The organism is Pseudomonas sp. FBCC-B35, from assembly GCF_059133755.1.
Genome location: NZ_CP101439.1, coordinates 3,996,900 through 4,022,353 on the forward strand (window position 1 = coordinate 3,996,900; position 25,454 = coordinate 4,022,353).

At 60.4% G+C, this 25,454-nt stretch carries 23 protein-coding genes and 1 pseudogene; 14 read left to right on the plus strand and 10 right to left on the minus strand.

The annotated features are described in order from the left end of the window. Positions 1–602: 602 nt before the first annotated feature. Positions 603–2,111: a malate dehydrogenase (quinone) gene (gene mqo, locus NMB38_RS18155; protein ID WP_059183643.1), complete on the plus strand. Its 1,509-nt coding sequence runs from the start codon at positions 603–605 to the stop codon at positions 2,109–2,111. Between the two features lie 39 nt (positions 2,112–2,150). Here the strand turns inward: mqo and NMB38_RS18160 are convergent, their stop codons facing one another. The 3 genes from NMB38_RS18160 to NMB38_RS18170 all read right to left on the minus strand — a co-directional run bounded on the left by NMB38_RS18160 (position 2,151) and on the right by NMB38_RS18170 (position 3,607). Continuing rightward, on the minus strand, positions 2,151–2,447 hold the full coding sequence (locus tag NMB38_RS18160; RefSeq protein ID WP_027916611.1) for a PA4642 family protein: 297 nt from the start codon (positions 2,445–2,447) through the stop codon (positions 2,151–2,153). Positions 2,448–2,514: 67 nt separating this feature from the next. Beyond that, entirely contained in the window at positions 2,515–2,985 is a 471-nt protein-coding gene (locus NMB38_RS18165; RefSeq protein WP_028688106.1) for a hypothetical protein, read from the minus strand. Between the two features lie 64 nt (positions 2,986–3,049). After that, positions 3,050–3,607, minus strand: a complete 558-nt coding sequence (locus tag NMB38_RS18170) for a hypoxanthine-guanine phosphoribosyltransferase (RefSeq protein ID WP_027916613.1) — start codon at positions 3,605–3,607, stop codon at positions 3,050–3,052. 163 nt (positions 3,608–3,770) lie between these two features. Between NMB38_RS18170 and upp the strand changes: the two genes are divergently transcribed. Further along, positions 3,771–4,409, plus strand: coding sequence for a uracil phosphoribosyltransferase (gene upp / locus NMB38_RS18175; protein ID WP_027916614.1), 639 nt, complete (start codon positions 3,771–3,773; stop codon positions 4,407–4,409). A 2-nt stretch (positions 4,410–4,411) separates the two neighbouring features. Next, complete coding sequence (locus NMB38_RS18180) at positions 4,412–5,686, plus strand: uracil-xanthine permease family protein (protein ID WP_023534705.1); 1,275 nt, start codon at positions 4,412–4,414, stop codon at positions 5,684–5,686. A 55-nt stretch (positions 5,687–5,741) separates the two neighbouring features. On the opposite strand, the gene hemH is transcribed toward NMB38_RS18180, so the two are convergent. Both hemH and NMB38_RS18190 read right to left on the minus strand, forming a co-directional pair. Then, the gene (hemH, locus tag NMB38_RS18185; protein ID WP_104926520.1) at positions 5,742–6,758 is read right to left on the minus strand and encodes a ferrochelatase; all 1,017 of its coding nucleotides are present in this window, start codon (positions 6,756–6,758) and stop codon (positions 5,742–5,744) included. 13 nt (positions 6,759–6,771) lie between these two features. Beyond that, entirely contained in the window at positions 6,772–7,677 is a 906-nt protein-coding gene (locus NMB38_RS18190) for a TIGR01777 family oxidoreductase (protein ID WP_104926521.1), read from the minus strand. A 187-nt stretch (positions 7,678–7,864) separates the two neighbouring features. On the opposite strand from NMB38_RS18190, the gene NMB38_RS18195 reads away from it, so the two are divergent. The 5 genes and pseudogenes from NMB38_RS18195 to NMB38_RS18215 all read left to right on the plus strand — a co-directional run bounded on the left by NMB38_RS18195 (position 7,865) and on the right by NMB38_RS18215 (position 12,939). Next, positions 7,865–8,851 (plus strand): NAD(P)/FAD-dependent oxidoreductase, encoded by a 987-nt coding sequence (locus tag NMB38_RS18195; RefSeq protein ID WP_027916617.1) that lies wholly within the window; start codon positions 7,865–7,867, stop codon positions 8,849–8,851. 97 nt (positions 8,852–8,948) lie between these two features. Beyond that, on the plus strand, positions 8,949–9,917 hold the full coding sequence (locus tag NMB38_RS18200; protein WP_027916618.1) for a YbgA family protein: 969 nt from the start codon (positions 8,949–8,951) through the stop codon (positions 9,915–9,917). Continuing rightward, a pseudogene (locus tag NMB38_RS18205) lies at positions 9,907–10,807 on the plus strand (MerR family transcriptional regulator). Before NMB38_RS18200 ends, NMB38_RS18205 begins: the two are co-directional and overlap by 11 nt. Next, positions 10,798–12,216 (plus strand): deoxyribodipyrimidine photo-lyase, encoded by a 1,419-nt coding sequence (gene phrB / locus NMB38_RS18210; protein WP_027916619.1) that lies wholly within the window; start codon positions 10,798–10,800, stop codon positions 12,214–12,216. The pseudogene NMB38_RS18205 and the gene phrB overlap by 10 nt, the downstream one beginning before the upstream one ends. A gap of 21 nt (positions 12,217–12,237) precedes the next feature. Next, positions 12,238–12,939 carry an SDR family NAD(P)-dependent oxidoreductase gene (locus NMB38_RS18215; RefSeq protein WP_033737269.1) on the plus strand — a complete coding sequence of 234 codons (702 nt, stop codon included), beginning with the start codon at positions 12,238–12,240 and terminating at the stop codon, positions 12,937–12,939. Between the two features lie 43 nt (positions 12,940–12,982). On the opposite strand, the gene murI is transcribed toward NMB38_RS18215, so the two are convergent. The 5 genes from murI to hemA are packed head-to-tail and all read right to left on the minus strand — an operon-like array spanning position 12,983 to position 17,708. Then, positions 12,983–13,780, minus strand: a complete 798-nt coding sequence (gene murI, locus NMB38_RS18220; protein WP_049695438.1) for a glutamate racemase — start codon at positions 13,778–13,780, stop codon at positions 12,983–12,985. Next, positions 13,773–14,528 (minus strand): molybdopterin-synthase adenylyltransferase MoeB, encoded by a 756-nt coding sequence (locus tag NMB38_RS18225; protein ID WP_059183640.1) that lies wholly within the window; start codon positions 14,526–14,528, stop codon positions 13,773–13,775. Before NMB38_RS18225 ends, murI begins: the two co-directional genes overlap by 8 nt. Continuing rightward, on the minus strand, positions 14,522–15,352 hold the full coding sequence (gene prmC / locus NMB38_RS18230) for a peptide chain release factor N(5)-glutamine methyltransferase (RefSeq protein ID WP_059183639.1): 831 nt from the start codon (positions 15,350–15,352) through the stop codon (positions 14,522–14,524). The genes NMB38_RS18225 and prmC overlap by 7 nt, the downstream gene beginning before the upstream one ends. Further along, the gene (prfA, locus tag NMB38_RS18235) at positions 15,352–16,434 is read right to left on the minus strand and encodes a peptide chain release factor 1 (RefSeq protein ID WP_027916624.1); all 1,083 of its coding nucleotides are present in this window, start codon (positions 16,432–16,434) and stop codon (positions 15,352–15,354) included. The genes prmC and prfA overlap by 1 nt, the downstream gene beginning before the upstream one ends. Continuing rightward, on the minus strand, positions 16,431–17,708 hold the full coding sequence (hemA, locus tag NMB38_RS18240; RefSeq protein ID WP_027916625.1) for a glutamyl-tRNA reductase: 1,278 nt from the start codon (positions 17,706–17,708) through the stop codon (positions 16,431–16,433). Before hemA ends, prfA begins: the two co-directional genes overlap by 4 nt. Before the next feature lie 662 nt (positions 17,709–18,370). Between hemA and NMB38_RS18245 the strand changes: the two genes are divergently transcribed. Genes NMB38_RS18245 through NMB38_RS18270 form a run of 6 tightly spaced genes read left to right on the plus strand, consistent with a single transcriptional unit; the run spans position 18,371 to position 25,264 of the window. Next, positions 18,371–19,564: an MFS transporter gene (locus NMB38_RS18245; RefSeq protein ID WP_345956396.1), complete on the plus strand. Its 1,194-nt coding sequence runs from the start codon at positions 18,371–18,373 to the stop codon at positions 19,562–19,564. 22 nt (positions 19,565–19,586) lie between these two features. Continuing rightward, a complete protein-coding gene (locus NMB38_RS18250) occupies positions 19,587–20,204 on the plus strand; it encodes a CDP-alcohol phosphatidyltransferase family protein (protein ID WP_345956397.1) in 618 nt (205 codons plus the stop codon). 12 nt (positions 20,205–20,216) lie between these two features. Then, positions 20,217–21,527, plus strand: coding sequence for an ATP-grasp domain-containing protein (locus NMB38_RS18255; protein WP_345956398.1), 1,311 nt, complete (start codon positions 20,217–20,219; stop codon positions 21,525–21,527). A gap of 55 nt (positions 21,528–21,582) precedes the next feature. Next, positions 21,583–23,943, plus strand: coding sequence for a PEP/pyruvate-binding domain-containing protein (locus NMB38_RS18260; protein ID WP_345956399.1), 2,361 nt, complete (start codon positions 21,583–21,585; stop codon positions 23,941–23,943). Beyond that, positions 23,940–24,542: a type 1 glutamine amidotransferase gene (locus tag NMB38_RS18265; protein ID WP_088523239.1), complete on the plus strand. Its 603-nt coding sequence runs from the start codon at positions 23,940–23,942 to the stop codon at positions 24,540–24,542. Before NMB38_RS18260 ends, NMB38_RS18265 begins: the two co-directional genes overlap by 4 nt. Beyond that, entirely contained in the window at positions 24,539–25,264 is a 726-nt protein-coding gene (locus NMB38_RS18270; protein ID WP_345956400.1) for a phosphocholine cytidylyltransferase family protein, read from the plus strand. Before NMB38_RS18265 ends, NMB38_RS18270 begins: the two co-directional genes overlap by 4 nt. Positions 25,265–25,454: the final 190 nt, after the last annotated feature.

A 25,454-nucleotide genomic window follows, 5' to 3' on the forward strand; every position in this document is an offset into this window, starting at 1 on the left:
AACCCCGCAATAAAACCGCGAAATGGCGACATTTCTGGCTGCGACATCGCTATAATCTCCCCCCGATTATAAGGACGTCTCCTGATCGGGCCCCGCATCCGCCGTCTGACCACGGCAAATCTACCCGCCTCGCCCACAGAGAGCCTTCCACTCAGGTCTTGCATCGGCTGTCGTGCCTGCTTCCATGGCCGTCACACTGCAAAGAACCTGTGGGTTGCCATCGCGCAGTCCCCTTTTGAGGTTCACGTCTCCAAAAGAGCGTGAAAAAACGGTTTTCACTACTTCACAAGAGTGTGGCGAGCAAATGAACAATCTGGCATGTGCAAAAGCGGCAGGTGTGTCCCCTACAGCCCTGAACAGGCGGCAAATGGCCCCAACCTGGATGCGTGTCTGAGCGGCTTGCGTAGCGCATCCGACGGTCGTTGACCATAAGTCGAATTGCCGCACCTGGGGCAAACAGGGTTCAATAGGCGAACCCAAAGACTGGTTGGCGGTGTCCGCGGACGTTGCATGAACTGCGAAAAGTCGGACATGGCGATCCTGGAGAACCCGGTGATCCTGTGCTGTCAATTAGGTAGCTGTAGATTGTGGAGACGCGTTAAATGGCGCAGAACGAATCGGTTGATGTAGTACTGGTAGGCGCAGGCATCATGAGTGCCACCCTGGCCGTACTGCTCAAGGAGCTCGACCCGACCCTGAAACTCGAAGTGGTCGAGGCGATGGATTCCGGGGCCGCAGAGAGTTCCAACCCCTGGAACAACGCAGGCACCGGCCACGCCGGCTTGTGCGAGCTGAACTACACGCCCCAGGCCGCTGATGGCAGCATCGACATCAAGAAGGCCGTGCACATCAATACCCAGTTCGAGGTGTCTCGCCAGTTCTGGGCCTACTTGAGCAAGAAAGGCAACTTCGGCCCGGCGCGGGCGTTCATCAACCCGGTACCGCACCTGAGCTACGTCGAGGGTGACAAGGGCATCGCCTTCCTGAAAAAGCGCTATGAACTGCTCAAGCAGCATCACGCCTTTGCCGAGATGGAGTACACCGAGGACAAGGCCGTGATGAACGAGTGGATGCCGCTGATGATGCCGGGCCGCCCGGCTGACCAGCACATTGCCGCCACCCGGGTGCTCAAGGGGACCGACGTCAATTTCGGGGCCCTGACCAACAAACTGCTCAAGTTGCTGGGCGACGCGCCCGACGCGCAGGTCAAGTATTGCAAGAAGGTCGTGGGCCTGCGTCGCAACGGCGCCGGCTGGACGGTCAGCATCAAGGACGTCAACAGCGGCGGCAGCCGCGAAGTGGACGCCCGCTTCGTGTTTCTCGGCGCCGGCGGCGCTGCCCTGCCGCTGCTGCAGGCCTCCGGCATCCCCGAAAGCAAGGGCTTTGGCGGCTTCCCGGTCAGTGGCCAGTGGCTGCGTTGCGACAATCCGGAAATCGTCAGTCAGCATCAGGCCAAGGTCTACAGCCAGGCCGCCGTTGGCGCGCCGCCCATGTCCGTGCCGCACCTGGACACGCGCGTGGTCGACGGCAAGAAATCCCTGCTGTTCGGGCCGTATGCCGGCTTTACCACCAAGTTCCTCAAGCACGGTTCGCTGCTGGACCTGCCCCTGTCGGTACGCCTTGGCAACCTTGGCCCGATGCTGGCGGTGGCCCGAGACAACATGGACCTGACCAAGTACCTGGTCAGTGAGGTGATGCAGTCGATGGAGCAGCGCCTGGAATCCCTGCGCCGCTTCTACCCCGAGGCCAAGGCCGAAGACTGGCGCCTGGAAGTGGCTGGCCAGCGTGTGCAGATCATCAAGAAGGACCCGAAGAAAGGCGGCGTTCTACAGTTCGGTACCGAGTTGGTGTCTGCCCAGGACGGCAGCTTGGCGGCGCTGCTGGGCGCATCGCCCGGTGCTTCGGTGACGGTCTCGATCATGCTGGAACTGATCGAGCGCTGCTTCCCGGAGCAGGCAAAAGGTGCCTGGGCAGCCAAGCTCAAGGAGATCTTCCCGGCGCGCGAGAAGACCCTGGCCACCGACGCTGCGCTTTACCAGAAGATCAGCGCCGACAACGATGCGGCACTGGATCTGGTGCAAAGCAGCCCGGCAGCCAAGCATTACGCCTGAGCCGCCCGGCCAATGAAAAACGCCCCTCGGGGCGTTTTTTCATGCCCGTGAGCGGGCGTTTTCGATGATTTCGATGTACTCCTCGCCATTGCGCTGATCGGCGATCTGCTCGGCGAACGTCTTGCCGTGCTCGTCCTTACCATCGAGGTCCAAGCCTGCTTCGACGAAGAAGCCAACGAAACGCCGGAAGTCATCCACGCGCAAGCCGCGGTAAGCCTTTACCAGCTTGTGCAGCGAGGGCGAGGTGACCTCATCGGCGGGCTCGAACTGGAGAAACGCCTTGATGTAGTCGTCGCTGATTTCGTCACCGATTACCTGTTTCTTGTCTTTACGCATTGCCGACTCCAACTGGACCATCACGATGTTCAAAGGGCGGCAGTGTACCTTCCGCCGCGCGCGAGCCTCAACGCGTACGTACGGTGCCGGTGTGCAGGTCCGCCCAGATGTGCCCGTTGGCATAGGTGAGAAACTGCACATACAGGGTCTCGTTGCGCAGCAGGTCCATGATGACCCGGTAATCGCTGAGCGGGTAATTCAAGCTCAGCGTGCGTGTCTTCTCGTCGTACAGCGGCTTTTTCAGGCTCTTGGCCGCCTCGCCGTCGAAGGTCAGCAGCACCTGGGTGATGCTGGCCGCCTTGCTCAGAGGCTTGCCTTTGAGGCGCACCTGCAAGGAAGAGGTGATCGGAATGGGTTGCTGGTCCGATTGGCGCTGGGCGCCGACCACCACGGTGTAGTCGGTGACCTGAAGGAGCTGCTGGGCGGTGGGCGCTGCCTGGCGCAGGGACTGGTCGTCGGGCGGCAAGAATTGGCTGTGCATCGGCGCGGCAGCCAGGGGCAGGCTGACTGCCAGCAGGAACGGGATGAACGCACGCATGTGAGGCTCCTTGGCTTGAAGGAGCACTCTAGCATGCTACACGCGGGCGGCAGGCAGGCTGCGCTCAGAGCCCTTTGACGGCGAAGATGCCGTTGGCGTTGCGCCAGTAGCCCTTGTAGTCCATGCCATAGCCGAAGATGTAACGATCGATGCACGGCAAGCCCACGTAGTTGGCCTTGAGGTCCGGGCTGGCCTTGCGGTCGTGGTCCTTGTCGATCAGCACGGCCGTGTGCACGGCGCGGGCGCCGGCATGCTTGCAGAAGTCGATGATAGCGCTGAGGGTGTGGCCCTCGTCGAGAATGTCATCGACGATCAGCACATCGCGGTCGATGAACGAGACTTCCGGCTTGGCCTTCCAGAACAGCTCGCCGCCACTGGTCTGGTTGCGGTAACGGGTGGCGTGCAGGTACGAGGCTTCCAGCGGGAACTGCAGGTGGGTCAACAGCTTGCCAGCAAAGATCAGGCCGCCGTTCATCACGCAGAACACCACGGGGTTCTTGTCGTGCAGTTCTTGGCAGATCTGCTCGCCGACCTTGGCGATGGCCGCTTCGACTTCGGCTTCGGTGTACAGGCAGTCTGCTTCACGCATGACTTGACGGATATGCTCGAGATCGGCGGACATGGCGCTCTCCAGGAGGTGCATTTTGGAAAAGCGGGCAAAGGTACGCATCCGCTCGTCACAGATCAAGCGTTTATGGACTAACGTGCAAAATGATCAGACGACAGCACAGGCTGAATAGATTAATCTAGCGCGGTTTTTTTGCCCGCCTTTCGGAGCCCCCCCTATGCCCACTCGTGAGATCCGCCATCCGCTGATCCGCCACAAGCTCGGCCTGATGCGCCGTGCTGATATCAGCACCAAGAATTTTCGCGAACTTGCCCAGGAAGTCGGCGCCCTGTTGACGTATGAGGCCACCCAGGACCTGCCACTGGAAACCTACGAAATCGACGGCTGGTGCGGCAAGGTTGCCGTGGAAAAGATCGCCGGCAAGAAGATCACGGTCGTGCCAATCCTGCGCGCAGGCATCGGCATGCTCGACGGCGTGCTCAGCCTGGTGCCGGGTGCCAAGGTCAGCGCGGTGGGCGTGGCCCGCAACGAAGAGACGCTTGAGGCCCACACTTACCTGGAAAAGCTCGCGCCGGACATCAACCAGCGCCTGGCACTGATCATCGATCCGATGCTGGCCACCGGCGCCTCGATGGTCGCCACCATCGACCTGCTGAAAAAGGCCGGTTGCCGGGAAATCCGCGCCATGGTCCTGGTTGCTGCCCCAGAGGGCATTGACGTGGTACACAAGGCCCACCCGGATGTGCAGATCTACACGGCCTCCATCGACCAGCGCCTGAACGAACATGGCTACATCGTCCCAGGCCTGGGTGATGCCGGCGACAAGATCTTCGGCACCAAGCAAAAGGACGCCTGACCATGCAGGACGGCTACAACGACCCGCTCTGGCGTCAGGTCGTTTCAGGCGCGCAGATGCTCTTCGTGGCATTTGGCGCGCTGGTGCTGATGCCCTTGATTACCGGCCTGGACCCTAACGTCGCGCTGTTCACCGCAGGCCTTGGCACCTTGCTGTTTCAGCTGGTGACCGGGCGTCAGGTGCCGGTCTTCCTGGCATCGAGCTTTGCCTTCATCACCCCGATCATTCTCGCCAAGGGCCAGTTCGGTCTGGCAGAAACCATGGGTGGCGTCATGGCCGCCGGGTTCGTCTACACCTTCATGGGCCTGATGGTGAAGATCAAGGGCACAGGCTTCATCGACCGTATGCTGCCCCCGGTGGTGATCGGCCCGGTGATCATCTCCATCGGCCTGGCCATGGCACCGATCGCGGCCAACATGGCGATGGGCAAGGCTGGCGATGGTAGCGTGCTGCTGCCCTACAGCACCGCCATGCTGATTTCCATGCCGGCCCTGCTGACGACGCTGATCGTGGCCGTGTTCGGCAAAGGCATCTTCCGCCTGGTGCCGATCATCGCCGGCGTGCTGGTGGGTTTTGCCCTGTCGTTCGCTTTCGGGGTGGTCGACACGGCGAAGATTGCAGCGGCGCCCTGGCTGGAATTGCCCAACTTCACCGCCCCTGCCTTCAACTGGCAGGCCATCCTGTTCATCGTGCCCGTGGCCTTGGCGCCGGCCATCGAGCATATCGGCGGGGTCATCGCGGTGGGCAGCGTGACGGGACGGGACTACCTGAAGACACCGGGCCTGCACCGCACGCTGCTGGGTGACGGCATCGCCACGACGGCAGCCGGCCTGTTCGGCGGACCGCCCAACACCACCTACGCCGAGGTGACCGGCGCGGTGATGCTGACCAAGAACTACAACCCGAAGATCATGACCTGGGCTGCGGTGTTCGCCATCACCCTGGCCTTCATCGGCAAGTTCGGCGCCCTGCTGCAGAGCATTCCGGTGCCTGTGATGGGTGGCATCCTCTGTCTGCTGTTCGGCTCGATCGCAGCCGTCGGGCTCAATACCATGATCCGCCACAAGGTCGACCTCGCCGAAGCGCGGAACCTGGTGATCGTGTCGGTGACCCTGGTATTCGGTATCGGCGGCGTGCTGGTCGGCAGCGGTGACGGTCCCGACGACTGGGGCCTGAAGGGCATCGCGTTGTGCGCCATCGTGGCGATCGCGCTCAACCTCATCCTGCCAGGCAACGATGCCTGGAAGCACAAGCAGCAGGATGATCAGTTGCCTTGACGCCTGAGTCGCCTGGTCTGGCGCCGTCCTCGACGGGGCCTGACCAGGCGGGCCATCAAGCGTTTTCGCAGAGCTTGGCCAGCACCCTCACCCATTCCGGGTGTTCGTTCATGCAGGGCACCAGCACCAGCTCCTGACCACCGGCTTCGACGAATTGCTCGCTGCCGCGCATGCCGATTTCCTCGAGCGTCTCGATGCAGTCAGCCACGAAGGCCGGGCACATCACCAGCAACTTCTTCACCCCGGCCTGGGCGAGTTCGTCCAGCCGCGCTTCGGTATAGGGTTCGATCCACTTGTCCCGGCCCAGCCGCGACTGGAAGGAGACCGACCACTTGCCCGCTGGTATGCCCAGCTTCGTCGCGAACGCCCTGGCCGTAGCCAGGCACTGCCCGCGGTAACACACGGCACGCACTTGGGCGCTGGCACCTTCGCAGCACTCGGGCGCTCGCAGGTCATGCTTCGTACCGCTGGGGAAGAGTTTCTTCAAATGGCGTTCGGGCAAGCCATGGAAGCTGAGCAGCAGGTGGTCATAGTCCTGCTCCAAATAGGGCCGGGCACTGGCGACCAATGCGTCGATGTAGTCTGGATCATCGTAGAAAGGTTGCAGCACGCGCATCTGCAGCGGCAGTTGCTGCTCGGTGATGGTCTGCCGGGCGAGCTCCACGACGGTCGTTACTGTGCTGTCGGCAAATTGTGGGTACAGGGGCGCCAGGGTGACCTTGCGTATACCCTGCGCCGCAAGCCGCTCCAGTACCTGGGGCAAGGCAGGCTCACCGTAGCGCATGGCGATTTCCACCGGCCCGTGGGGCCAGTGATCGACCATGGCCGCTTGCAGGCGACGGGTAAGCACCACCAGCGGCGAGCCCTCGTCCCACCAGATCGAGGCATAGGCGTGGGCGGACTGCTCGGGACGCTTGATCAGTATCAACGACACCAACAGGCGCCGGATGGGCCAGGGCAAGTCGACCACATAGGGGTCCATGAGAAACTGATTGAGGTAGCGGCGAACATCGGCTACCGACGTGGAGGCCGGTGAACCCAGGTTGACCAGCAGCAAAGCGTGATCGGTCATGCAGCATCCTATGTCAGAGGCGGCTGGACAAATTGCCCAGCGCCGATTGCAGATCGTTGAAGCGGAACGTGAACCCGGCTGCCAGCAACCGCGTGGGGTAGGCGCGCTGGCCACCGAGCAGCAGGTTCGACATCTCGCCCAGGCCAGCTTTCAGCAGCAACCCAGGCAGGGGTATCACGGCAGGTCGGTGCAGCGCCCTGCCCAGCTGCTTGGCAAATTCACGGTTACGCACAGGCTCAGGTGCACAGGCATTGTAAGGGCCGCTGGCGTCGGTGCGCTGCAAGAGAAAATTAATCAGGGCGATCTGGTCGTCTATGTGGATCCAGGGCATCCACTGCCGACCGTTGCCTATCGGCCCACCTAATCCCAACTTGAAGGGCAAGCGCAGGCGAGACAGGAAGCCGCCGTCGCTGGCCAGCACCAGCCCTGTACGCACCAGCACCACCCGAATGCCCTGCGCTTGTGCACGGCACGCCGTTTCCTCCCAGGCGATGCACAGTTGGCTGGCGAAGTCTTCGACCACCGGCGGGGCGTCTTCGGTCAACTCACGTTCGCCGCCGTCACCGTACCATCCCACGGCCGAACCTGAGATCAGCACGCCCGGACGCTGCTCACGCCTGCCCAGCCATGCCAGCAATTGCTCCGTAAGGGCGATGCGGCTTGACCACAGCAGGTTGCGCCGAGAGGCCGTCCAGGGTCGATCGGCAATCGGCGCACCGGCCAGATTCACCACGGCATCAATGGGGTCGGCCGCTTCCAGTTCATTGAGCTCGGCAATGCCTCTGACACCGTCGCCGCAAAGCGTCGCCACCGCCTCGGGACGTCGACTCCACACGGTGAGCCGATGCCCTTGAGCAAGCCAGTGACGGCACAAGTGCCGGCCTATCAATCCGGTGCCGCCTGTCAGCAGGATGTGCATGGCAGTGTCCTCATGGAATAAGGCAGTGGTCTATTTTTAACATCAAGGCACTTTCTAGCGCCCATGCTCTCCGATAAACATAGGCCAACCAATCGTTACTTGCGGAATATACTTATACATATTTTTATGATTGTACAGGTTTGCCTGACAGCGTAATCTGCGCATAGCAAGGTTTTAAGAGGCCATCATGACCATACCTATTGCCATCATCGGGGCTGGCATTGCCGGCCTGTCAGCCGCCCAGGCACTGCAGAGCGCCGGGCAGACCGTGCACCTTTTCGACAAGGGCCATGGCAGCGGCGGGCGCATGGCCAGCAAACGCAGCGAAGCCGGTGCACTGGACTTGGGGGCGCAGTATTTCACCGCCCGTGACCGCCGCTTCGTCGAAGAACTGCAGCACTGGGTAGCCGCCGGCTGGGCGGCGCAGTGGAAACCACAGCTGTACAACTACCGCGACGGGTCACTCACCCCCTCCCCCGATGAACAGACCCGCTGGGTGGGCGTGCCACGCATGAGCGCCATCACCCGCGGCCTGCTCAAGGACATGACCGTTAGCTTCGCCTGCCGTATTACCGAGGTCTTTCGCGGCAAGGACTACTGGCACCTGCAGGACACCGAGGGCTGCAGCCATGGTCCATTCCGCCGTGTGGTGGTTGCCGTACCGGCGCCACAGGCAACGCCCCTGCTGGCAGCCACGCCAAAGCTCGCAGCCGTGGCCGCCGGGGTGCAGATGGAGCCAACCTGGGCGGTGGCGCTGGGCTTTAAGGCCCCTCTGGATACGCCCATGCAAGGCTGCTTCGTCCAGGAAAGCCCGCTTGACTGGCTGGCACGCAACCGCAGCAAGCCGGGGCGCGACGAGACGCTGGACACGTGGGTACTGCACGCCACTTCCAACTGGAGCCGACAACACATCGACCTGTCCAAGGACGACGTCGTCGAGCACCTGCGCGGCGAATTCGCCGAACTGGTCGGTTGCGCCGTGCCTGAACCCGCGTTTGCCCTGGCCCACCGCTGGTTGTACGCCCGCCCCGGCAGCCATCACGAATTCGGCGCCCTGGCCGATGCCGACCAAGGGTTATATGCCTGCGGGGACTGGTGCCTGTCCGGACGGGTGGAAGGTGCCTGGTTGAGTGGACAAGAGGCCGCGCGCCGTTTACTTGAACACTTGGACTGATCGGCTATCTACACCTTAAGGGTTCGCACCGGACCCACTATGTGCTGGAATATTCCTGTACATGACTGATAAGTTGTACAGGTATACGGAGGCAGCTATGCACGACCCTGCAGTTCACCACAAGCCGCGCATCGCTATCAGTGCCTGCCTGACCGGGCATAACGTGCGTTACAACGGTGGGCACAAGTCCTCGGACCTGTGCCGCACCCAACTGGAAGAACATTTCGAATGGACGACGGTGTGCCCAGAAATGGCCATTGGCCTGGGTGTACCGCGCGATCCAATCCGGCTGGTGGGCGACCCTGAACATCCTGAAGTCGTGGGCACGCGCAACCCTGACCTGGACTATACGGGTCCGCTGCGTGATTACGGTAAACAGATGGCCGCCGAACTTGATGATGTTTGCGGCTACATCTTCATGCAGAAGTCGCCCTCGTGCGGTCTTGAGCGTGTCAAGGTCTACCAGGACAATGGTCACCCAGCCATCAACCGCGGTCGCGGCGCCTATGCGCAGGCTTTTTGCGAGCTAAGACCAGACCTGCCGGTCGAAGAGGAAGGCCGCCTGCACGACCCTGTGCTGCGCGAAAACTTCATCAGCCGCGTGTATGCGTACGCCGATTGGCAACATCTGCTTGAGCAAGGCTTGAGTCGCCATGCGCTGCTGGCTTTCCACTCCCGCTACAAGTACCTGCTGATGGCGAACAACCCGCAGGCTTATCGCACCTTGGGGCGCATGCTCGGCAGCATGAGCAAGGACGACGATACGGCCGTTGTCGCCCCCCGCTATTTCTCGGAGCTGATGCAGGCTTTGCGCCGCTGTGCCAGCCGTGGCACACACGGCAATGTGTTGCAGCATCTGAGCGGCTACTTCAAAAACGCCCTGACCCCTGCCGACAAAGCCGAGCTGCAGACGTTGATCGGACAGTACCAGCAAGGGGTCGTGCCTTTGATCGTACCGCTGACCCTGCTCAAGCATCATCTGCGCAACCACCCTGACCCCTACCTGCTGCAACAAGCCTACTTGCAGCCTCATCCTGAACGCCTGGGACTACGTAATGCGGTCTGAGATTCTTCTACCAATTGGTGAGCTGGCCCGGCGCACAGGCGTCAACCCGGTCACCCTGCGCGCATGGGAGCGGCGCTACGGGCTGCTCAAGCCACAGCGCACACCCAAGGGGCATCGACTGTACCCGGTCGAACAGGTCGAGAGAGTGGAAGCGATCCTGGCCTGGTTGCAGCGTGGTGCATCGGTCAGCCAGGTGGGGGATTTGCTGGACAAGCCACTCAGCACCCCACCCACCGGGGATTGGCAAACCCGTCAGTTCCAGATGCTCGAAGCCATCGCCAACTTGTCGCAACGGGCGCTGGATCATCAGTTGAACCAGGCCATGGCGCTCTACCCTGCCGTCACGTTATGCGAGCAGTTGCTGCTGCCTTTGCTGGACCTGCTGGAACTGCGCTGGCGCAATTACTTCAACGCCCGGCTTGAGCAGGTGTTCTTCCATACGTGGTTGCGCAGCAAACTGGGCGCGCGGGTGTATCACGACAATCAGCTGCTACAGGGCCCACCGGTTCTGCTTGCCGAAGACAGTGACCGAGGCTTCGACCCTGGCCTGTGGCTCTGCGCATGGCTGTTCACCAGCAATGGCTTTGCGGTGGAAATCCTCGAGCAAGCCGTGGCCGGTGCGCAGTTGCAGAGTGCAGCTGCGGCCTTGAAGCCGCGCGCGGTGCTCCTGAACCTCGGCCCGCGCATCGACACCCGCGCGTTGCAGCGCACGCTCCAGAACCTGCAGCTGCCCACCCTTGCCGGGGGAGCCTTGCTGGCGCTGCATCAGGCCCAACTGGGCTCGCTCGACCTGCCTCACCTGCACACCTTCGATACCCCTCAAGCGGCCTTGCAGTTACTGCAAGGCCTGTGACTGCCAGCCTGGAGAGATTCCGATTTCATGCATTTGACCTGGCTTCGCAGTGACCTACGCGTTACCGACAACACCGCCCTGAGCGCCGCCAGTGAACGTGGCCCAACCCTGGCCCTGTGGCTTATCAGCCCTGGTCAATGGCAGGCCCATGACGATGCGGCCTGCAAAGTGGATTTCTGGCTACGCAACCTGCGCGAGGTGCGCCAGTCGCTTGATGCGCTCAACATCCCATTGCTCATACGCACGATAGACACCTGGGATGATGCGCCTCAGGCTGTGCTCGACGTCTGCCGGAAGCATCATGTCCAGAGCGTTCACTGGAACGAGGAATACGGCATCAACGAGGCCCGCCGCGACACGGCCACGCGCCAATTGCTCGAAGCCTCCGAGGTTCAGGTTCACAGCCACCTCGACCAGCTCCTGTTCCGGCCCGGAACGGTGCTGACCCGCAGTGGCGGCTACTTCCAGGTGTTCGGCCAATTCAAGAAAAACTGCCTGGAACACTTGCACCGCAGCCTGCCCTCAATGGCCTCACCGGTTAAACGTCAAGCCCCGACATCAATCAAGAGCGACCCGATTGCGCACCATGTCGACCCCTTCGAAAAGCCCGCAGACGCGCTGCGCAAGCATTGGCCTGCTGGCGAGCAGGAGGCTCAGGCAAGGCTTGCCCGATTCACCGACGAGGTCATCGACGACTACGAGACGTTGCGTGATCTTCCTGCTCGCGAGGGCACCAGTCAGCTGTCAGCCTACCTTGCAGCGGGGGTCATCTCACCCCGCCAATGCCTGCATGCCGCGCTGGCCCACAACCGAGGCGAGTTCGACAGCGGCAGCAGCGGCGTCCAGACCTGGATCAACGAGCTGCTCTGGCGCGAATTCTACAAGCACATCTTGACGGGCTATCCCCAGGTGTCTCGGCATCGTGCCTTCCGTGCGCACACCGAGGCGTTGCCGTGGCGTAAGGCACCCAAGGAATTCGAAGCCTGGCAGCAGGGCCGAACCGGCTTCCCGATCATCGATGCGGCCATGCGCCAGATGCTGGCCACCGGCTGGATGCACAACCGGCTACGCATGCTGACCGCCATGTTCCTGAGCAAGAACCTGTTGATCGACTGGCGGCTGGGGGAACGTCACTTCATGCGCCATCTGATCGACGGCGATCTGGCGGCCAACAACGGCGGCTGGCAGTGGAGCGCATCCACCGGCACCGACTCGGTCCCCTACTTCAGGATCTTCAACCCCGTGTCGCAGTCCCAACGTTTTGACCCCAAGGGCCGCTTCATTCGTCAGTGGGTACCTGAATTGCAGGGCATTGACGACAAAAATATCCACGACCCCGGAAAATGCCACGGCTTGATTGATGCTAACCTCTATCCCACTCCTATCGTCGATCTTCACAGTAGTCGACAGCGGGCGCTCCAGGCTTTCAAGGAGTTGCCCCGCTAGTCGTGTATAGAGGGCAATGCCGTGGGTGGCTCACGCAGTTTTTGGGTTACGGGCGCAACGGATGGGCTGGGCTTGGCACTGGTCCGCAATCTTTTAGCTAATGGGCAGCGGGTCGCCGCCAGTGCAGGTGCAAGCGAGGAACTCGATCGCTTGTGCTTGCACCATGGCGATCGCTTGCTGCGGCTTCCAGGCCAATTACATCAGCAGCCCGATGCTGACGAGGCAGGCCGCATGATCGGCGACGCCTGGGGCTCATTGGATGGCTTGATCCTGAATGCCGCCACCTGTGATTACTTGCTCCCTGGTACCTCGGACAGCGAGTTGTTCGAGCATCTGATCACCACCAACCTTCAGGCGGCACAGCACTGCCTCGAGTACGCCACGCCCTTGCTGGCCAAGGGCGATACGCCCCAGATAATGGCGGTTTTCAGCCGCTACTCCGCCACGCAGCTCTACGCGCCGACGCAGTTTCCTGCCGGCTGGAACAACGCCGTGCAGTGGGTAAGGGAGCAGCGTTCATCGTTGCTCGCCAACGGCATAGCGCTGACAGTGGTAGCGCCGCAGTCCCTGAAAAACCCTGTGACGGCTGCCAGCGCGGTGCCTGAAGACTGGACCGCCGACACAGCGGCGCTGGAGCTTCTGGCGCGCTTGCCTGCACGTGAGCCTGAGCTGGTGCTCGAGACGCTGAACCCGTCGAATCTCTGGCCGCTGCCGCAGCACTAGCTGCGAGGCTCAACATGCCGTGCAGTCAAGCAGTGCAACGTGCTCAGGACGTGAAACGTTCCACGTCTTGAGAGGTATGCCACAGCACCGGAAGGATATCCATCAACGCGCGTGGATCGCCGCTGGTCCAGAACCGCGTTGGCCGAGCCGGGCCGGGTGCCAGCAGATCAGCACCCGCGAGCAGGCGTTCGAGTTGGCGCGCCACGGCTGCGCCCGTATCGATGACGGCCACGTGGGAGGGCACCGTTTCAGCCAGCAAGGGTTTCAAGAACGGATAATGCGTGCAGCCCAGTATCAAGGTATCGCAGCCCGCCGCCAGAAGCGGTTCAACGTACCTGCCCAGCAACGTGCGTAACACTGGGCTGTTCAGGTCCCCCGTTTCGATCAGTTCGACAAGCCCGGGGCAAGGCTGGGTGATCACCTGCACGTTGCTGGCAAAGCGATCGAGCAAGGCGGCAAACTTGGCACTTTGCAAGGTTCCAGTCGTGGCCAGCACGCCGACTATCCCTGAACGGGTGGCCGCTGCGGCAGGCTTGACCGCCGGCTCCATGCCCACGATCAGCCAGTGAGGATAGTGCTCGCGCAGATCAGCCACCGCAGCCACGGTAGCCGTGTTGCAGGCCAGTACCATGGCCTTGGCGCCTTGTTGATGAAAGAAGGCGGCGATGTGGCGGCAGCGTTCACGAATGTAGTCCGGGGACTTCTCCCCGTACGGCACATGGCCACAATCCGCGAGGTAGTGGAGCGTTTCGTTGGGCAAGCGTTGACGAATCTCGGCAAGCACCGACAGCCCCCCCACCCCGGAGTCCATCACCCCGACCGGCCCCTCGCGCTCAGCCATCGCGCTTGCCACACACCGCGCAGCCAGGGTCGCGTTTGACCCGCAACTCACGGATGCGCGTGCCCAAGGCGTCGATCAGCAACAGTCGCCCTACCAAGGGTTCGCCAAAGCCGGCCAGCAGCTTCATGGCCTCCAGCGCCTGCAAGCTGCCCACCAGACCCACCAAGGGGCCGATCACGCCAGCCTCGCTGCAGGTCAGCTCGGCCTCGCTGCCATGGCCATACAGGCAGTGATAGCAGGGGCTGTAGTCCCGGCGCGGGTCGAACACCGACAGCTGGCCTTCCAGGCGTATTGCGGCGCCACTGACCAAGGGCTTCGCGGCCGCCACGCAGGCCGCGTTGACCGCCTCACGTGTACCGAAGTTATCCGAGCAGTCCAGGACCAGGTCCACTGCCGATACGGCAGCGGCCAGTGAGTCTTCATCCAGCGCCTGGCGGTGGGCGATCAGGTCGATTTCCGGGTTGATCGCCTGCAAACGTTGCAGGGCCGAGTCGACCTTGCTCATGCCCACGCTGGCACTGTCATGGATGACCTGGCGCTGCAGGTTCGTCAGGTCGACCGTATCGAAATCCGCCAGGTGCAGCTCGCCAACGCCGGCAGCTGCCAAATACAGCGCCACAGGCGAGCCCAGGCCACCGAGTCCGACGATCAGGGCCTTGCTCTGCTTGAGGCGCAGCTGGCCGTCGATGTCGATCTGGGACAGCAATACCTGCCGACTGTAGCGCAGCAGCTCCTGGTCGCTCAGCATGGCAAGCGCCCCACGGTGATGCGCTGGTGACCGCCCAGGTCGATGCGGCTGCTCACCTCGACAAAGCCGTTTTCCCGCAACAGCACCTGGACGGCATCAGCCTGGTCGTAACCATGCTCGAGCAGAAGCCAACCGCCAGGGGTGAGGTGGCTCGGCGCCTGGGCGGCGATGACACGCAGGTCGTCCAGACCGTCGACCCCGGCTACCAGCGCGCTGCTGGGCTCGAAGCGCACGTCACCGTCGACCAGATGCGGGTCTGAAGCGGCGATGTAGGGCGGGTTACTGACGATCAGGTCGAAGCGCTCGTCGGCAAGCCCCTCAAGCCAGTGGCTGACCTGGATGCGGACGTTGGCCAGGCCAAGCCGCTGGCGATTGCGCTCGGCCAACGCGGCGGCCTCGGGCACGCGATCCACCGCCGTTACCTGCCACGCCGGTCGCTCGCTGGCCAGGGCAAGGGCAATTGCACCGGTGCCCGTCCCCAGGTCGAGCACCCTGGCCGGCAGCGCAGGCTGCAACTCCAGTGCCGTCTCGACCAGCAGTTCGGTGTCCGGGCGCGGGATGAGCGTATGCGGGGCCACTTCCAGATCGATCTTCCAGAAGCCCTGCTGGCCCAGGATATAGGCCACAGGCTCCCCTTCCCTGCGCCGCTGCAGGTAGCCGGCGTAGGTCTGGGCAGCTTCGCTGCTGACGATGCGCTCTGGCCATGTGTGCAAATAACTGCGCGACTTGCCAAGCGCCGCCGCCAGCAGCAGCTCGGCATCCAGGCGCTCGGTAGGCGAATCGGGTAACTGCGCGTTGCGCAGCAGGCTGGCGATGATGGTCATCAGTCCCCCAGAGCAGCCAGTTGGTCGGCCTGGTACTCGGCCAGCAGGGGCTCGATCACCGCATCGACCCCACCGGCGAGCACGTCGTCCAGCGAGTACAAGGTCAGATTGATGCGATGGTCCGTGACCCGACCCTGTGGATAATTGTAGGTGCGGATGCGTTCGGAGCGATCCCCGGAGCCCACCAGCAGTTTGCGCTCACTGGCGATGGCGTTCTGAGCGGCGCTGGTCTGCATGTCGTTCAACTTCGCCGATAACCAGGACAAGGCGCGCGCACGGTTCTTGTGCTGGGAACGCTCTTCCTGGCATTCGACGACAATGCCTGTGGGCAAGTGCGTGATGCGGATGGCCGAGTCGGTCTTGTTCACGTGCTGACCGCCCGCGCCGGACGCGCGGTAGGTGTCCACGCGCAAGTCGGCTGGGTTGATCTCGATGGCCGCTTGTTCATCCGGCTCCGGCAAAACCGCCACGGTGCAGGCCGAGGTGTGGATGCGGCCCTGGGATTCGGTTTCGGGGACGCGCTGTACACGGTGCGCGCCGGACTCGAACTTGAGCTTGCCGTACACGTTCTCGCCCTCGACGCGGGCGATGATTTCCTTGTACCCGCCGTGCTCGCCTTCGTTCTCGGAAAGGATCTCCAGCCGCCAGCCGCGCTTTTCCGCGTAGCGCGAATACATGCGAAACAGATCGCCCGAAAAGATCGCCGCTTCGTCGCCACCCGTTCCGGCGCGAATCTCGAGAAACACGTTGCGCCCGTCGTTGGGGTCCTTGGGCAGCAACATGCGCTGCAGTTGCGACTCCAACGCCACCAACTGGTCCTTGGCCTCACGCACTTCCTCCACGGCCATTTCACGCATGTCCGGGTCGCTGTCCTTGAGCAGCGCCTGGGCGCTTTCAAGATCATCCTGGACCTTGCGCCATTGCTGATAGGCCGTGTGCACCGGCTCGACTTCGGCATATTCGCGGGAATAGGCGCGAAAACGTGTCTGGTCGGAAATGACCTCGGCATCACCGAGCAAGGCGGTGAGTTCTTCGAAGCGGTCCTGGAGAATGTCCAGTTTATTGAGCAGCGACGCTTTCATTGCAGGGATTTGTCCGTGGAGCCCTCGTCGAGGGCAAAGAGTTCCTGGGCCATGGCCAGCGCATCGAGGCGGCCCTCGGCCGAGAGCTTTTTCAGCTGCACGCTAGGCGCATGCAGGAGCTTGTTGGTCAGGCCGCGCGCCAATTGGGCCAATACGTCTTCAGGGTTGCCACCATTGGCCAGCAAGCGCTGGGCCTTTTGCAGTTCTTCATCACGCAGCCGCTCGCTTTGCTGGCGGTAGGCCCGGAGCACATCGACAGCGGCCAGCTCTCGCAGGCGCACCATGAAATCCTCGGCCCCCACCGCCACCAGTTCTTCGGCGGCCTGGGCAGCGCCCTGGCGGCTCTTGAGGTTTTCGGCAACCACGTCATGCAGGTCGTCGACGGTATACAGGTACACATCGTCGAGCTCGCCCACTTCGGTCTCGATGTCGCGCGGGACGGCGATATCGACCATGAAGATGGGTTTGTGTCGGCGCTGCTTGAGGGCGCTTTCGACGGCGCCCTTGCCCAGAATCGGCAACTGGCTGGCGGTGGAGCTAATGACGATATCGCTGTTGGCGAGTTCCTGGGGGATATCGGCGAGCAGCACGGCATGTGCGCCGAACTGTTCGGCCAGGGTGCTGGCGCGCTCGAGCGTACGGTTGGCCACCACGATGCGGCGTACGCCCTGCTCGTGCAGGTGGCGAGCGACCAGGGTGATGGTCTCGCCGGCGCCGATCAGCAGTGCCTGGCTGCGGGCGAGGTCGCTGAAGATCTGTTTGGCCAGACTGACGGCCGCGAAAGCGACCGACACGGGGTTTTCGCCGATGGCGGTGTCGGTACGGACCTGTTTGGCGGCGCTGAACGTGGCCTGGAACAGGCGCCCGAGCAGCGGCCCGACGGTGCCGGCCTCGCGGGCAACGGCATAGGCGGATTTCATCTGGCCGAGGATCTGCGGTTCGCCGAGCACCAGTGAGTCGAGGCCGGAGGCGACGCGCATCATGTGCCGGACGGCGTCGTGTTCTTCATGCACGTAGGCGCTGGCACGCAGTTCGTCGAGGCTGAGGCGGTGATAGTCGGCCAGCCACTGGAGCACGGCATCGGCCGACAGTTGGTCCTGCTCGATGTAGAGCTCGCTGCGGTTGCAGGTGGACAGGATCGCTGCCTCGCGACTGGTGGTGAGGCGGCAGAGCTGCTGCAGGGCGTCCACCAGCTGCTCCGGGGTAAACGCCACGCGCTCGCGTACGTCTACCGAGGCAGTCTTATGGTTGATACCAAGTGCAAGAAAGGCCATGCAAGATCGCTGGTTGTGACAGGAAGCCGATAATTGTCCTCTTTCGCAGGTTGCAGGACAACCACCGCTCGCTATTGCGCTGATAGTCGCGCAGCTATCGCCTTTTCGTCGCCTGCCCTGGCGGCGTGTTCAAGTCTTCCCGGCTTTTGATCCCAACCTGGAGGCTCGCGATTCAAGGAGGCCGAACGCAGGCCTTGCGCATGGAGGTGACGGGCATGGAGCCCCGTCAAGCACCAGGCTTCAGAATGACGCCTGCAGCGAGGCCTTCTCGAGAACAAGCCCCAAACTCGGCCCCCAGTAGTCGCAATCTGCTGGACCTGATCTACCGCTCGGCTAGAAGCATCAGTCACAGCGAAACCAGAGCCATCGACTCGCCATCGCTCTAGCCAATCACGCCGACCAGGTGGAGAAGACTTTTGATATATGTCTATAAGACTTATCCACAGCCTTGTAGTCCATTTCCCAAATACATGCCCAGCGGTTGCCCTGCCTTCCTTCGGCAACTAGTCTTGACGCTACTACATCGACATTCGTCACCGAGACAGCGATACCAGTGGGATAACATCGCGTTATCAGTAGTCGATTGATGCCTACTTAATAACAATACGCTATGCTGGGCATACCGAGTGCTTGGCCGGAAGCTATATCATAGGCGCGAGCAAATGGAAGAATTTGCAGCATTTCGTAGGCACTCAACGCTCCTATGGGGCGTTAATTTGTGTGCTATTTCGGCATCTACACTGAGTTACGTTTATCTTTCCTACTATATTTATGCTCATACTGGCAGCCTACTACTTTCCCAAGCGGTGCTGTTTGCACCCATGGTTCTGCCGGTCATTCTTGTCGCTCCAATCTACCGCCTGGCTGACTGTCTAGCGCCACGCACCTTGCTGTGGAGTGCTAACTTGTTGTCGTTAGGCTGCGCGGCGATCACTTACAAGAGCCTCCCACATCATGTGGAAGTCGCCGTTTTAGGCGCAGTCGTCATTGGTACCCTGGATGCGGTGCAACGGGTAGGGCGCATTGTAGCCATCAAGTGCTATTTCCCGGAAGCGCAAATCGCCAGCTCAGTACCTCTTACACTTACCGCACAATTCATCGCCGGCGGCTTGGCAGGCATCAGTCTGGTACTGTTCAAGGCCGACATGACGCCTGGGTTAGCCCTGCTCATGACTGTCAGTCTTTTTTCCATGGCCACATTGGCGGCCTATCTCCTACCTGCTACAACAAAGTCTCCGGTTACCGCACCGGTCGAACCCCGCCTATTGAGGGCCCTTGGCTCACTGTTACAGGCGCATCCCGCGCTGCGCCTCAGCCTCTATGAGTTCATCATCTTCGTCAGTATTTTTCAGGGTTTCTTCAATGTGTCCAGGGTGCTGTTACCGGCCCATGTGCTGGGTTTGGGAGAGGTGTATGTCGGTTTGTTGCAAGCCGTCAATAGTGTAGCCGCTTTGCTGGGCGCAGTCCTGTTCTATCGTTTGGTCAAGTATAATTTGCAACCGCCACCTCTGCCGATGGCTCTCGTCAGCGGCCTGTTCATGATGTTCGCAGCGTTCGGCAATGATGTTCAGTCCAGTTACATCGCGTATTTTTGCTACATCTTCTTTTTTGAACTGACATTTTTCAAATTACAAGCCAATCTTGTCAAGCGTACACCGGCCCGTGCAATGCCGTTGATGGCATCCGTGCAGTATGCCGGGGTCTACTTAGGCATGATCATTACCATCTTTGTCGGCTCCATGCTGGTTAAGTATGCAGGTCTGTTCAGCACAAGCGTTATCTTCGTTACTTTCTATTTTGCCGCAACCAGCGCCCTTCAAAAGACCGTTGCGACAAAGGGGAAACAACCTGTCTGAATAGTTATTCAAGGAGAACAATATGCCCACAGTGGCGCGTGTATTTCCGTTCGTTCGTCTTTTGGATTTTGCGAACTTATTAACAATGTTCAATATCGGCTTGGCTTTCGGTACCGTTTATTTTGCGTCGCAGAGACGGTTCGCTCTGGCGGCAACGGTGATTTGCCTGGCCGCGATGCTCGATTTCCTTGACGGTCATATAGCCCGACGCTACCTGGCGGCGAACAACGCGCAACGGGCCTTCGGCAAGCACCTGGACAGTTTTGCCGACTTGCTCAACTTCAGCATCACGCCAGCCCTTGTCGTCCTCATCCTCGACCAAGCTCTTTCGGCCACGCTGGCCGCAGCCACCCTGGTTTTCACGGCTATTTTGAGGCTATCGCTGTTTGGCGTGCCCAGCTCATCGGCTGATGGGGGATATCAGGGGCTACCCACCACCTATTCAGGATTTGTCTTTGCGTTGGCGCTGATGGGGCTCTCGGCCGGGCATTACGGTGCCAGCGTGATCGTCGGCCTGGTGGCCCTGGTCGCCTTTCTCCAGGTCACCAGCTTGAGAGTTCCCAAGTATGGCGCACCTTCGACAGTCGCTTGCTTCGCAATGCTGTTCGGGCTCAGCACTATTTACTTTCATCCCTGGTGATCCGAGGTGCCAATGAAACACGTGGTTTTCGTCGACAGCACCGTAAGCGGCCTGCTGGCTTTTGAGGCAGCCAAACAACTTGGCTGCCATGTCACCTTCATTCATCAGCGTGACGCCTCGTTCCTGACGATCTCGATCAAGGACGACACCTCGCGTCTCGAGCCTTACCTGCGATATGTGGATACCTATTTGCGTATCGATAATCTGGAAGACGGCGAATTCAGCCAGTTGTTGGCTAATCTGCACGCAGAGCGTCCTATTGACGCCCTCCTATCCACCTCGGAAGCAGCCATATTACCGGTGGCGCGTGAGGCCCAGCGTATCGGCACCCCCTACCCGAGGTACGAAGCTTTATGGGGGGCGGTGTATAAGAGTCAATTGCGCGAAACGCTGCGGGCACATGGACTACGCTCACCTGATTTTGAAGTACTCAGCGAAGAGCAACTGATCGACGGGATCGTTCCGAGTTTGTCACTGCCATTCGTTGTCAAGCCGACCCGAGGATTTGCCAAGCAGTTTTCCGCCATTTGCTATGGCCAGGCCGACTTTGACGCCTTTCTTGCCGAGCTGCGCCAGAGTCGCCAGTGTGCTGATCCCATGATTGACCACTTGGTAAGCCGCGACTATCTCATCGAGCAATACATCGACGGTACATTGCATTCAGCGGAAGTCATCGTCCAAGACGGCAAGGTCTCCTGCTTTGCGACTACCATCCGTTTCCGCGCCGACTATAGCGAAATATTAGAGATGACTGCGACCATGCCGTCAGGCCTTGACGCAGCACAGCGCGACGAGATCAAAACCTATGTGCAGGCAGTGTTCAGCGCTCTGGGGCTAGATGTTGGCCTTTATCATGTTGAATTGTTGCGCGATGCCAAAGGACCCTGCCTAGTGGAGATCAACGCACGCATGATGGGTAGCGTAGCGCCGCAGATGTATCGGATGCTGACGGGCATCGACCCGTTCGAACTCCTGGTCCGTCTGCACCTGGGCGAGCCCATTCTAATTGACGACTCAGTGCTTCAGCGGGCAGGTAGCGTTGTAACTGTCGCCGCCCGCAATGGCGGTCGTATCGCCGACGACTACGCACCCGACACCCTACAGTCATTACTGGACAAGTACGACATCCGGTTTTGCACCGCCCACGTTGCGCCCGGCCAGGCGGTTAACGTCTATAGCGGCAACATCGGCACAATTGGCCACGTCATCGTTGAGGACGACTGCCCCTACGCTGCGGCAAAAAAGGGCAATCGCTTCCTGCGCGAGCTGTCCTCACTTTACGGCCTTGAACTCGCGACTTATACCGGCCCCGAGTTGGCTTGAACGTTAAATAAACAGCTCACTGCGAAGGACTGATTCGACTGATTAGGGAAGACATATGCACTCGGTAAATCCTTCTCCCGTGTTCGTTTTTTCCGGCAAGGCCGATACTCTGCAGCAATTGGCACCACTTCTGAGCACCGGGCAAGTGTTGCCCGTTTATCGATTCACCGTGGCACAGTGGCGGCAGGACTCGCAGGCAATAATCGCGCGCTGTCAGGCGTTCTTTGGCGATGAGCCGCTGATTGTACGATCCAGCTGTCTAGCCGAGGACCGCGACGGTCATTCCGGTGCAGGAATGTACGCATCAATTCTAGACGTGTGTGGCGGCCAGGCCCTCGACGAAGCCATCAAGACGGTGATCGCCTCCTACGGTCGAGCTCGCGAGCGCGATGAGGTGCTGGTGCAGCAGATGGCGAGAGGTGTATTGGCCAGCGGAGTGGCGATGACCCGCGATCCAGAGACGGGTTTACCCTATTACGTAGTTGACTATGTACTGGGTGCCAGCACTGACGGTGTCACTGCCGGCAACGAGACTGTGCACGCTTTTGTCTCCCTAGGCAGCGAGACGGCAACCGAGCCTGCGGAATTACCAGGGCTGTTTGCGCTGCTCGAAGAGGTACAAGTTCTAACCGGGCACCATGCCTTGGACATAGAGTTCGCGATCACGGTCGATGGCCCTCTGCTATTCCAAGTGCGTCCCATGACCGCGGAGGGACCCCGTAATGCCAGCGCACATGCCGACGGCCAACTACGCAACGTTTTGGAGCACGAGGCCTCTCACCTCGAGGAGCTGATCTGCAAGCAACGCCATCTGCGTCCTACGTCAACCGCCTTCCTCGGCCTTATGCCGGACTGGAACCCGGCGGAAATGATCGGTATCAAACCCCGGGCACTAGCCTACTCGCTGTATAAGGAGTTGATCACTGATCTTAATTGGGCCTCTGCCAGGTTCCGATACGGCTACCGGGATCTGCGGCGCAAACCGCTGATGTACCAGATAGCGGGCTCTCCTTATATCTGCATTGCCCATAGCATCGAGTCATTCATCCCAGCCTCGGTACCTCAAGATGTTGCCGAGCGCGTAGTCCAACAGTGCGGCGAATATTTGGCCATGCATCCTCACCTGCATGACAAGATCGAGTTCGCAATCATCCCTACTTGCTTCACGCCAGAGCTTACTCGCCCCGGTGCCGCTGCCGCGCTGCCGGCGCTCCGGACGCTTAGTACCGAGCAGCACGAATGCTATTTGAACGAACTACGCCACTTGACCGAGCACATCATCTCTCCCAACGGCCCGTTCTTTTCCGACCTGACACGCCTACCGAATATTACTGCCCAGGTGCAGGGTTTAATGGCGGGAGAACCTCGGGGCGAAACCTTGCAACGTATGAGGAATGCGCTATCGGCGGCCAATGTGGTCGCAGAAGTATTCGCCGGCGCTGCCCGTGCAGCGTTCGTGGGTACCGCAATAATAAAGTCGCTGGAAACATCGGGGGTTGTACCTGCCGGCTTCATCGATCATGTGACCGGAGGCGTCAAAGGCATCGGTCGCGAGATGGCCAGCGATTTCCAGACGTTGCATAAGGACGATTTTCTTAAGCTGCACGGTCATGTCCGGCCGGGTACCTACGATATACGTGTGGCACGCTACGACGAGACGCCGGAGCGTTATTTTGACTGGCAGCGCCCATTACAGCGCCCCCCAAAATCTATGAACGGACTAACTGTGTCTCGGGCCGAAGTCAACGTCATTCAGCAAGCTTTTGACCAGTGCGGTCTCAACGTTGCCGCCGAGCAGTTCCTGCAATTTGCTCAGGCCGCTATTGAGTCGCGTGAGAAGCTCAAATACCTCTATGGAGCGTTTGTTTCGGATTTTTTGCGCTCACTGTGCGACTGGGGTGAGATGCAAGGTATTGACCGCGACCAACTCAGCTTTGCGCAAATCGCCGACTTTACCAGCGTTTACGCCGACGTCGATCTCAAACGTTTGCATCAAGCGATCGCCCAGAACCGTAGCCGCTGGTACGAAACGCAGTTAGTCCGTACGCCAAGCATCATCTGCCAGCCGCAAGATCTATTCGGCCATCACGTGCACTGGTGCAATCCCAACTTCATTACTCGACGTGCCACGCGCGCGCGGGTAGCCCAAGTGCTCCCAAGGCAATTGCCACCAGACATAGAGGGTTGCATTGTCTTAATCGAAAACGCTGATCCGGGTTTTGATTGGATTTTTACCCACCGTATAGCTGGCTTCATCACCGCTTACGGAGGTGAAAACTCGCATATGTCGATCCGAGCCCGAGAGTTTGCCATTCCCGCAGCTATCGGCGTGGGCGACACTCGATTCAAAACCCTATTGGCGGCGACGAGCCTGCTGCTCGACTGCGCCGAGCGACGTATACAGGTGCTGGCATGATCTTGGTTGGGATGACCATGCTCAGGCTGTTCAACACCGAACGGCAGGAATGGCGGGACGCGCTCGACCAGCGCTGGGTTGAATTCTTAAATCAGTGCGGGCTGACCCCGCTGTACCTTCCAAATGATCCGCGAGTCAGCATGGCGCTAGTCCAATCATTGCGCCCTCAGGGCCTCTTGCTTACTGGTGGAGGGAGCTGCCAGGCCCTGAGTGGGACAGCCGACACACGCGACGTCACCGAAAGGGTCTTGCTTGATCTTGCGGAAAATCTACGGCTTCCGGTGCTCGGTGTGTGCCGCGGCATGCAGGTAATGTTGACGCGAGCTGGCGGCACTTTGGAACGTTTGGCAGGCCACGTAGGCGAACACATGGTCAACATGCAAGAACAACGGCGGCGAGTGAATTCCTATCATGAATACGGCTTTCGCAAGGCGCCCGACGGCTACCGCGTGCTCGCCCAGGCCGACGACGGAGTGATCGAGGCTGTGTATGACCACCGCCGTCGGCATACCGGGATCATGTGGCACCCCGAGCGAGAACTACCTGCCGATCCATCGGATATTCTCCGCGTGCAACATGCCTTTGGAGCGTTTTCATGAAAGCCATTATTCTTGCTGCAGGTCGCGGGAGTCGCTTAAAAGCCCTGACCGATCAATGCCCCAAGGCCTTGGTACCCTTTAATGGTGTGCCACTGCTACAGCGCGCGATAGAAACGCTCCGTCGATGCGATATCAACGAGGTTGGCATTGTTGCAGGCTATCGAAGCGAAATGCTTGCACCCTTCGCCGACACTTTGTTTCACAACCACCGCTGGCACAGCTCCGGTATTTTCAGCTCTCTACATTGCGCCAGCGATTGGTTGAGCACAGAGCCTTGCCTTGTTAGCTACAGCGACATTTTCTACGACAGCACCCTGGTATCCGAACTCATTAACCATCCAGCCGATATTGTCCTGGGCTACGATCCCGCTGCAGTCGATCTCTGGCAGCAACGCTTCAACAATCCGCTAGCAGACCTGGAGAACTTCCGCTTAGTCGATGGATGGGTAAGCGCTATTGGACAGACCGTTACCAGTCTTGAGGTCATTCAGGGCCAGTACATAGGCTTGTTCAAAGTCACGCCAGCGGGTTGGCAGGCGTTGAAAAGGCAACTGAAAGGGCTCACGCCTCAGGCACGCGACCAAATTGACATGACATCGCTTTTAGGGGCACTAGTCAGCAAAGGTTTTCCAGTCGCCGGCGTGGCGACGCACGCTCCATGGGGAGAAATTGACTGCCCCAGCGACGTAGAACTATACGAGCGGATCTATCCTGACCTGTGATCTCGACCAAAGTGTCGGTGCGATTAACGCTGAAGGTAGATTCGAGGATCCCAGCGGGTGACTACCGTTACTACTGGGATCTTTTGAGTGTCTCTCGCACCCAGTGAAACCTGAGTAAAGAAAAATTCCCCGGAGTATGACAGCTACAGAAGTTGAAGAATACGCTTGGTCCGCGCCTGGTCAATGGCCC

What these genes read in the sequence shown, in the direction of transcription:
- NMB38_RS18180 (WP_023534705.1), top strand. Translation starts at nt 4,412, where the DNA reads ATGCAGGACGGCTACAACGACCCGCTCTGGCGTCAGGTCGTTTCAGGC.
- hemH (WP_104926520.1), bottom strand. Translation starts at nt 6,758, where the DNA reads ATGACCGATCACGCTTTGCTGCTGGTCAACCTGGGTTCACCGGCCTCC.
- NMB38_RS18225 (WP_059183640.1), bottom strand. Translation starts at nt 14,528, where the DNA reads ATGCTGAGCGACCAGGAGCTGCTGCGCTACAGTCGGCAGGTATTGCTG.
- NMB38_RS18195 (WP_027916617.1), top strand. Translation starts at nt 7,865, where the DNA reads ATGACCATACCTATTGCCATCATCGGGGCTGGCATTGCCGGCCTGTCA.
- prmC (WP_059183639.1), bottom strand. Translation starts at nt 15,352, where the DNA reads ATGACCATCATCGCCAGCCTGCTGCGCAACGCGCAGTTACCCGATTCG.
- NMB38_RS18255 (WP_345956398.1), top strand. Translation starts at nt 20,217, where the DNA reads ATGAAACACGTGGTTTTCGTCGACAGCACCGTAAGCGGCCTGCTGGCT.
- prfA (WP_027916624.1), bottom strand. Translation starts at nt 16,434, where the DNA reads ATGAAAGCGTCGCTGCTCAATAAACTGGACATTCTCCAGGACCGCTTC.
- NMB38_RS18170 (WP_027916613.1), bottom strand. Translation starts at nt 3,607, where the DNA reads ATGTCCGCCGATCTCGAGCATATCCGTCAAGTCATGCGTGAAGCAGAC.
- mqo (WP_059183643.1), top strand. Translation starts at nt 603, where the DNA reads ATGGCGCAGAACGAATCGGTTGATGTAGTACTGGTAGGCGCAGGCATC.
- murI (WP_049695438.1), bottom strand. Translation starts at nt 13,780, where the DNA reads ATGGCTGAGCGCGAGGGGCCGGTCGGGGTGATGGACTCCGGGGTGGGG.
- NMB38_RS18270 (WP_345956400.1), top strand. Translation starts at nt 24,539, where the DNA reads ATGAAAGCCATTATTCTTGCTGCAGGTCGCGGGAGTCGCTTAAAAGCC.
- upp (WP_027916614.1), top strand. Translation starts at nt 3,771, where the DNA reads ATGCCCACTCGTGAGATCCGCCATCCGCTGATCCGCCACAAGCTCGGC.
- NMB38_RS18250 (WP_345956397.1), top strand. Translation starts at nt 19,587, where the DNA reads ATGCCCACAGTGGCGCGTGTATTTCCGTTCGTTCGTCTTTTGGATTTT.
- phrB (WP_027916619.1), top strand. Translation starts at nt 10,798, where the DNA reads ATGCATTTGACCTGGCTTCGCAGTGACCTACGCGTTACCGACAACACC.
- NMB38_RS18245 (WP_345956396.1), top strand. Translation starts at nt 18,371, where the DNA reads ATGGAAGAATTTGCAGCATTTCGTAGGCACTCAACGCTCCTATGGGGC.
- NMB38_RS18165 (WP_028688106.1), bottom strand. Translation starts at nt 2,985, where the DNA reads ATGCGTGCGTTCATCCCGTTCCTGCTGGCAGTCAGCCTGCCCCTGGCT.
- NMB38_RS18265 (WP_088523239.1), top strand. Translation starts at nt 23,940, where the DNA reads ATGATCTTGGTTGGGATGACCATGCTCAGGCTGTTCAACACCGAACGG.
- NMB38_RS18260 (WP_345956399.1), top strand. Translation starts at nt 21,583, where the DNA reads ATGCACTCGGTAAATCCTTCTCCCGTGTTCGTTTTTTCCGGCAAGGCC.
- NMB38_RS18160 (WP_027916611.1), bottom strand. Translation starts at nt 2,447, where the DNA reads ATGCGTAAAGACAAGAAACAGGTAATCGGTGACGAAATCAGCGACGAC.
- NMB38_RS18190 (WP_104926521.1), bottom strand. Translation starts at nt 7,677, where the DNA reads ATGCACATCCTGCTGACAGGCGGCACCGGATTGATAGGCCGGCACTTG.
- NMB38_RS18200 (WP_027916618.1), top strand. Translation starts at nt 8,949, where the DNA reads ATGCACGACCCTGCAGTTCACCACAAGCCGCGCATCGCTATCAGTGCC.
- hemA (WP_027916625.1), bottom strand. Translation starts at nt 17,708, where the DNA reads ATGGCCTTTCTTGCACTTGGTATCAACCATAAGACTGCCTCGGTAGAC.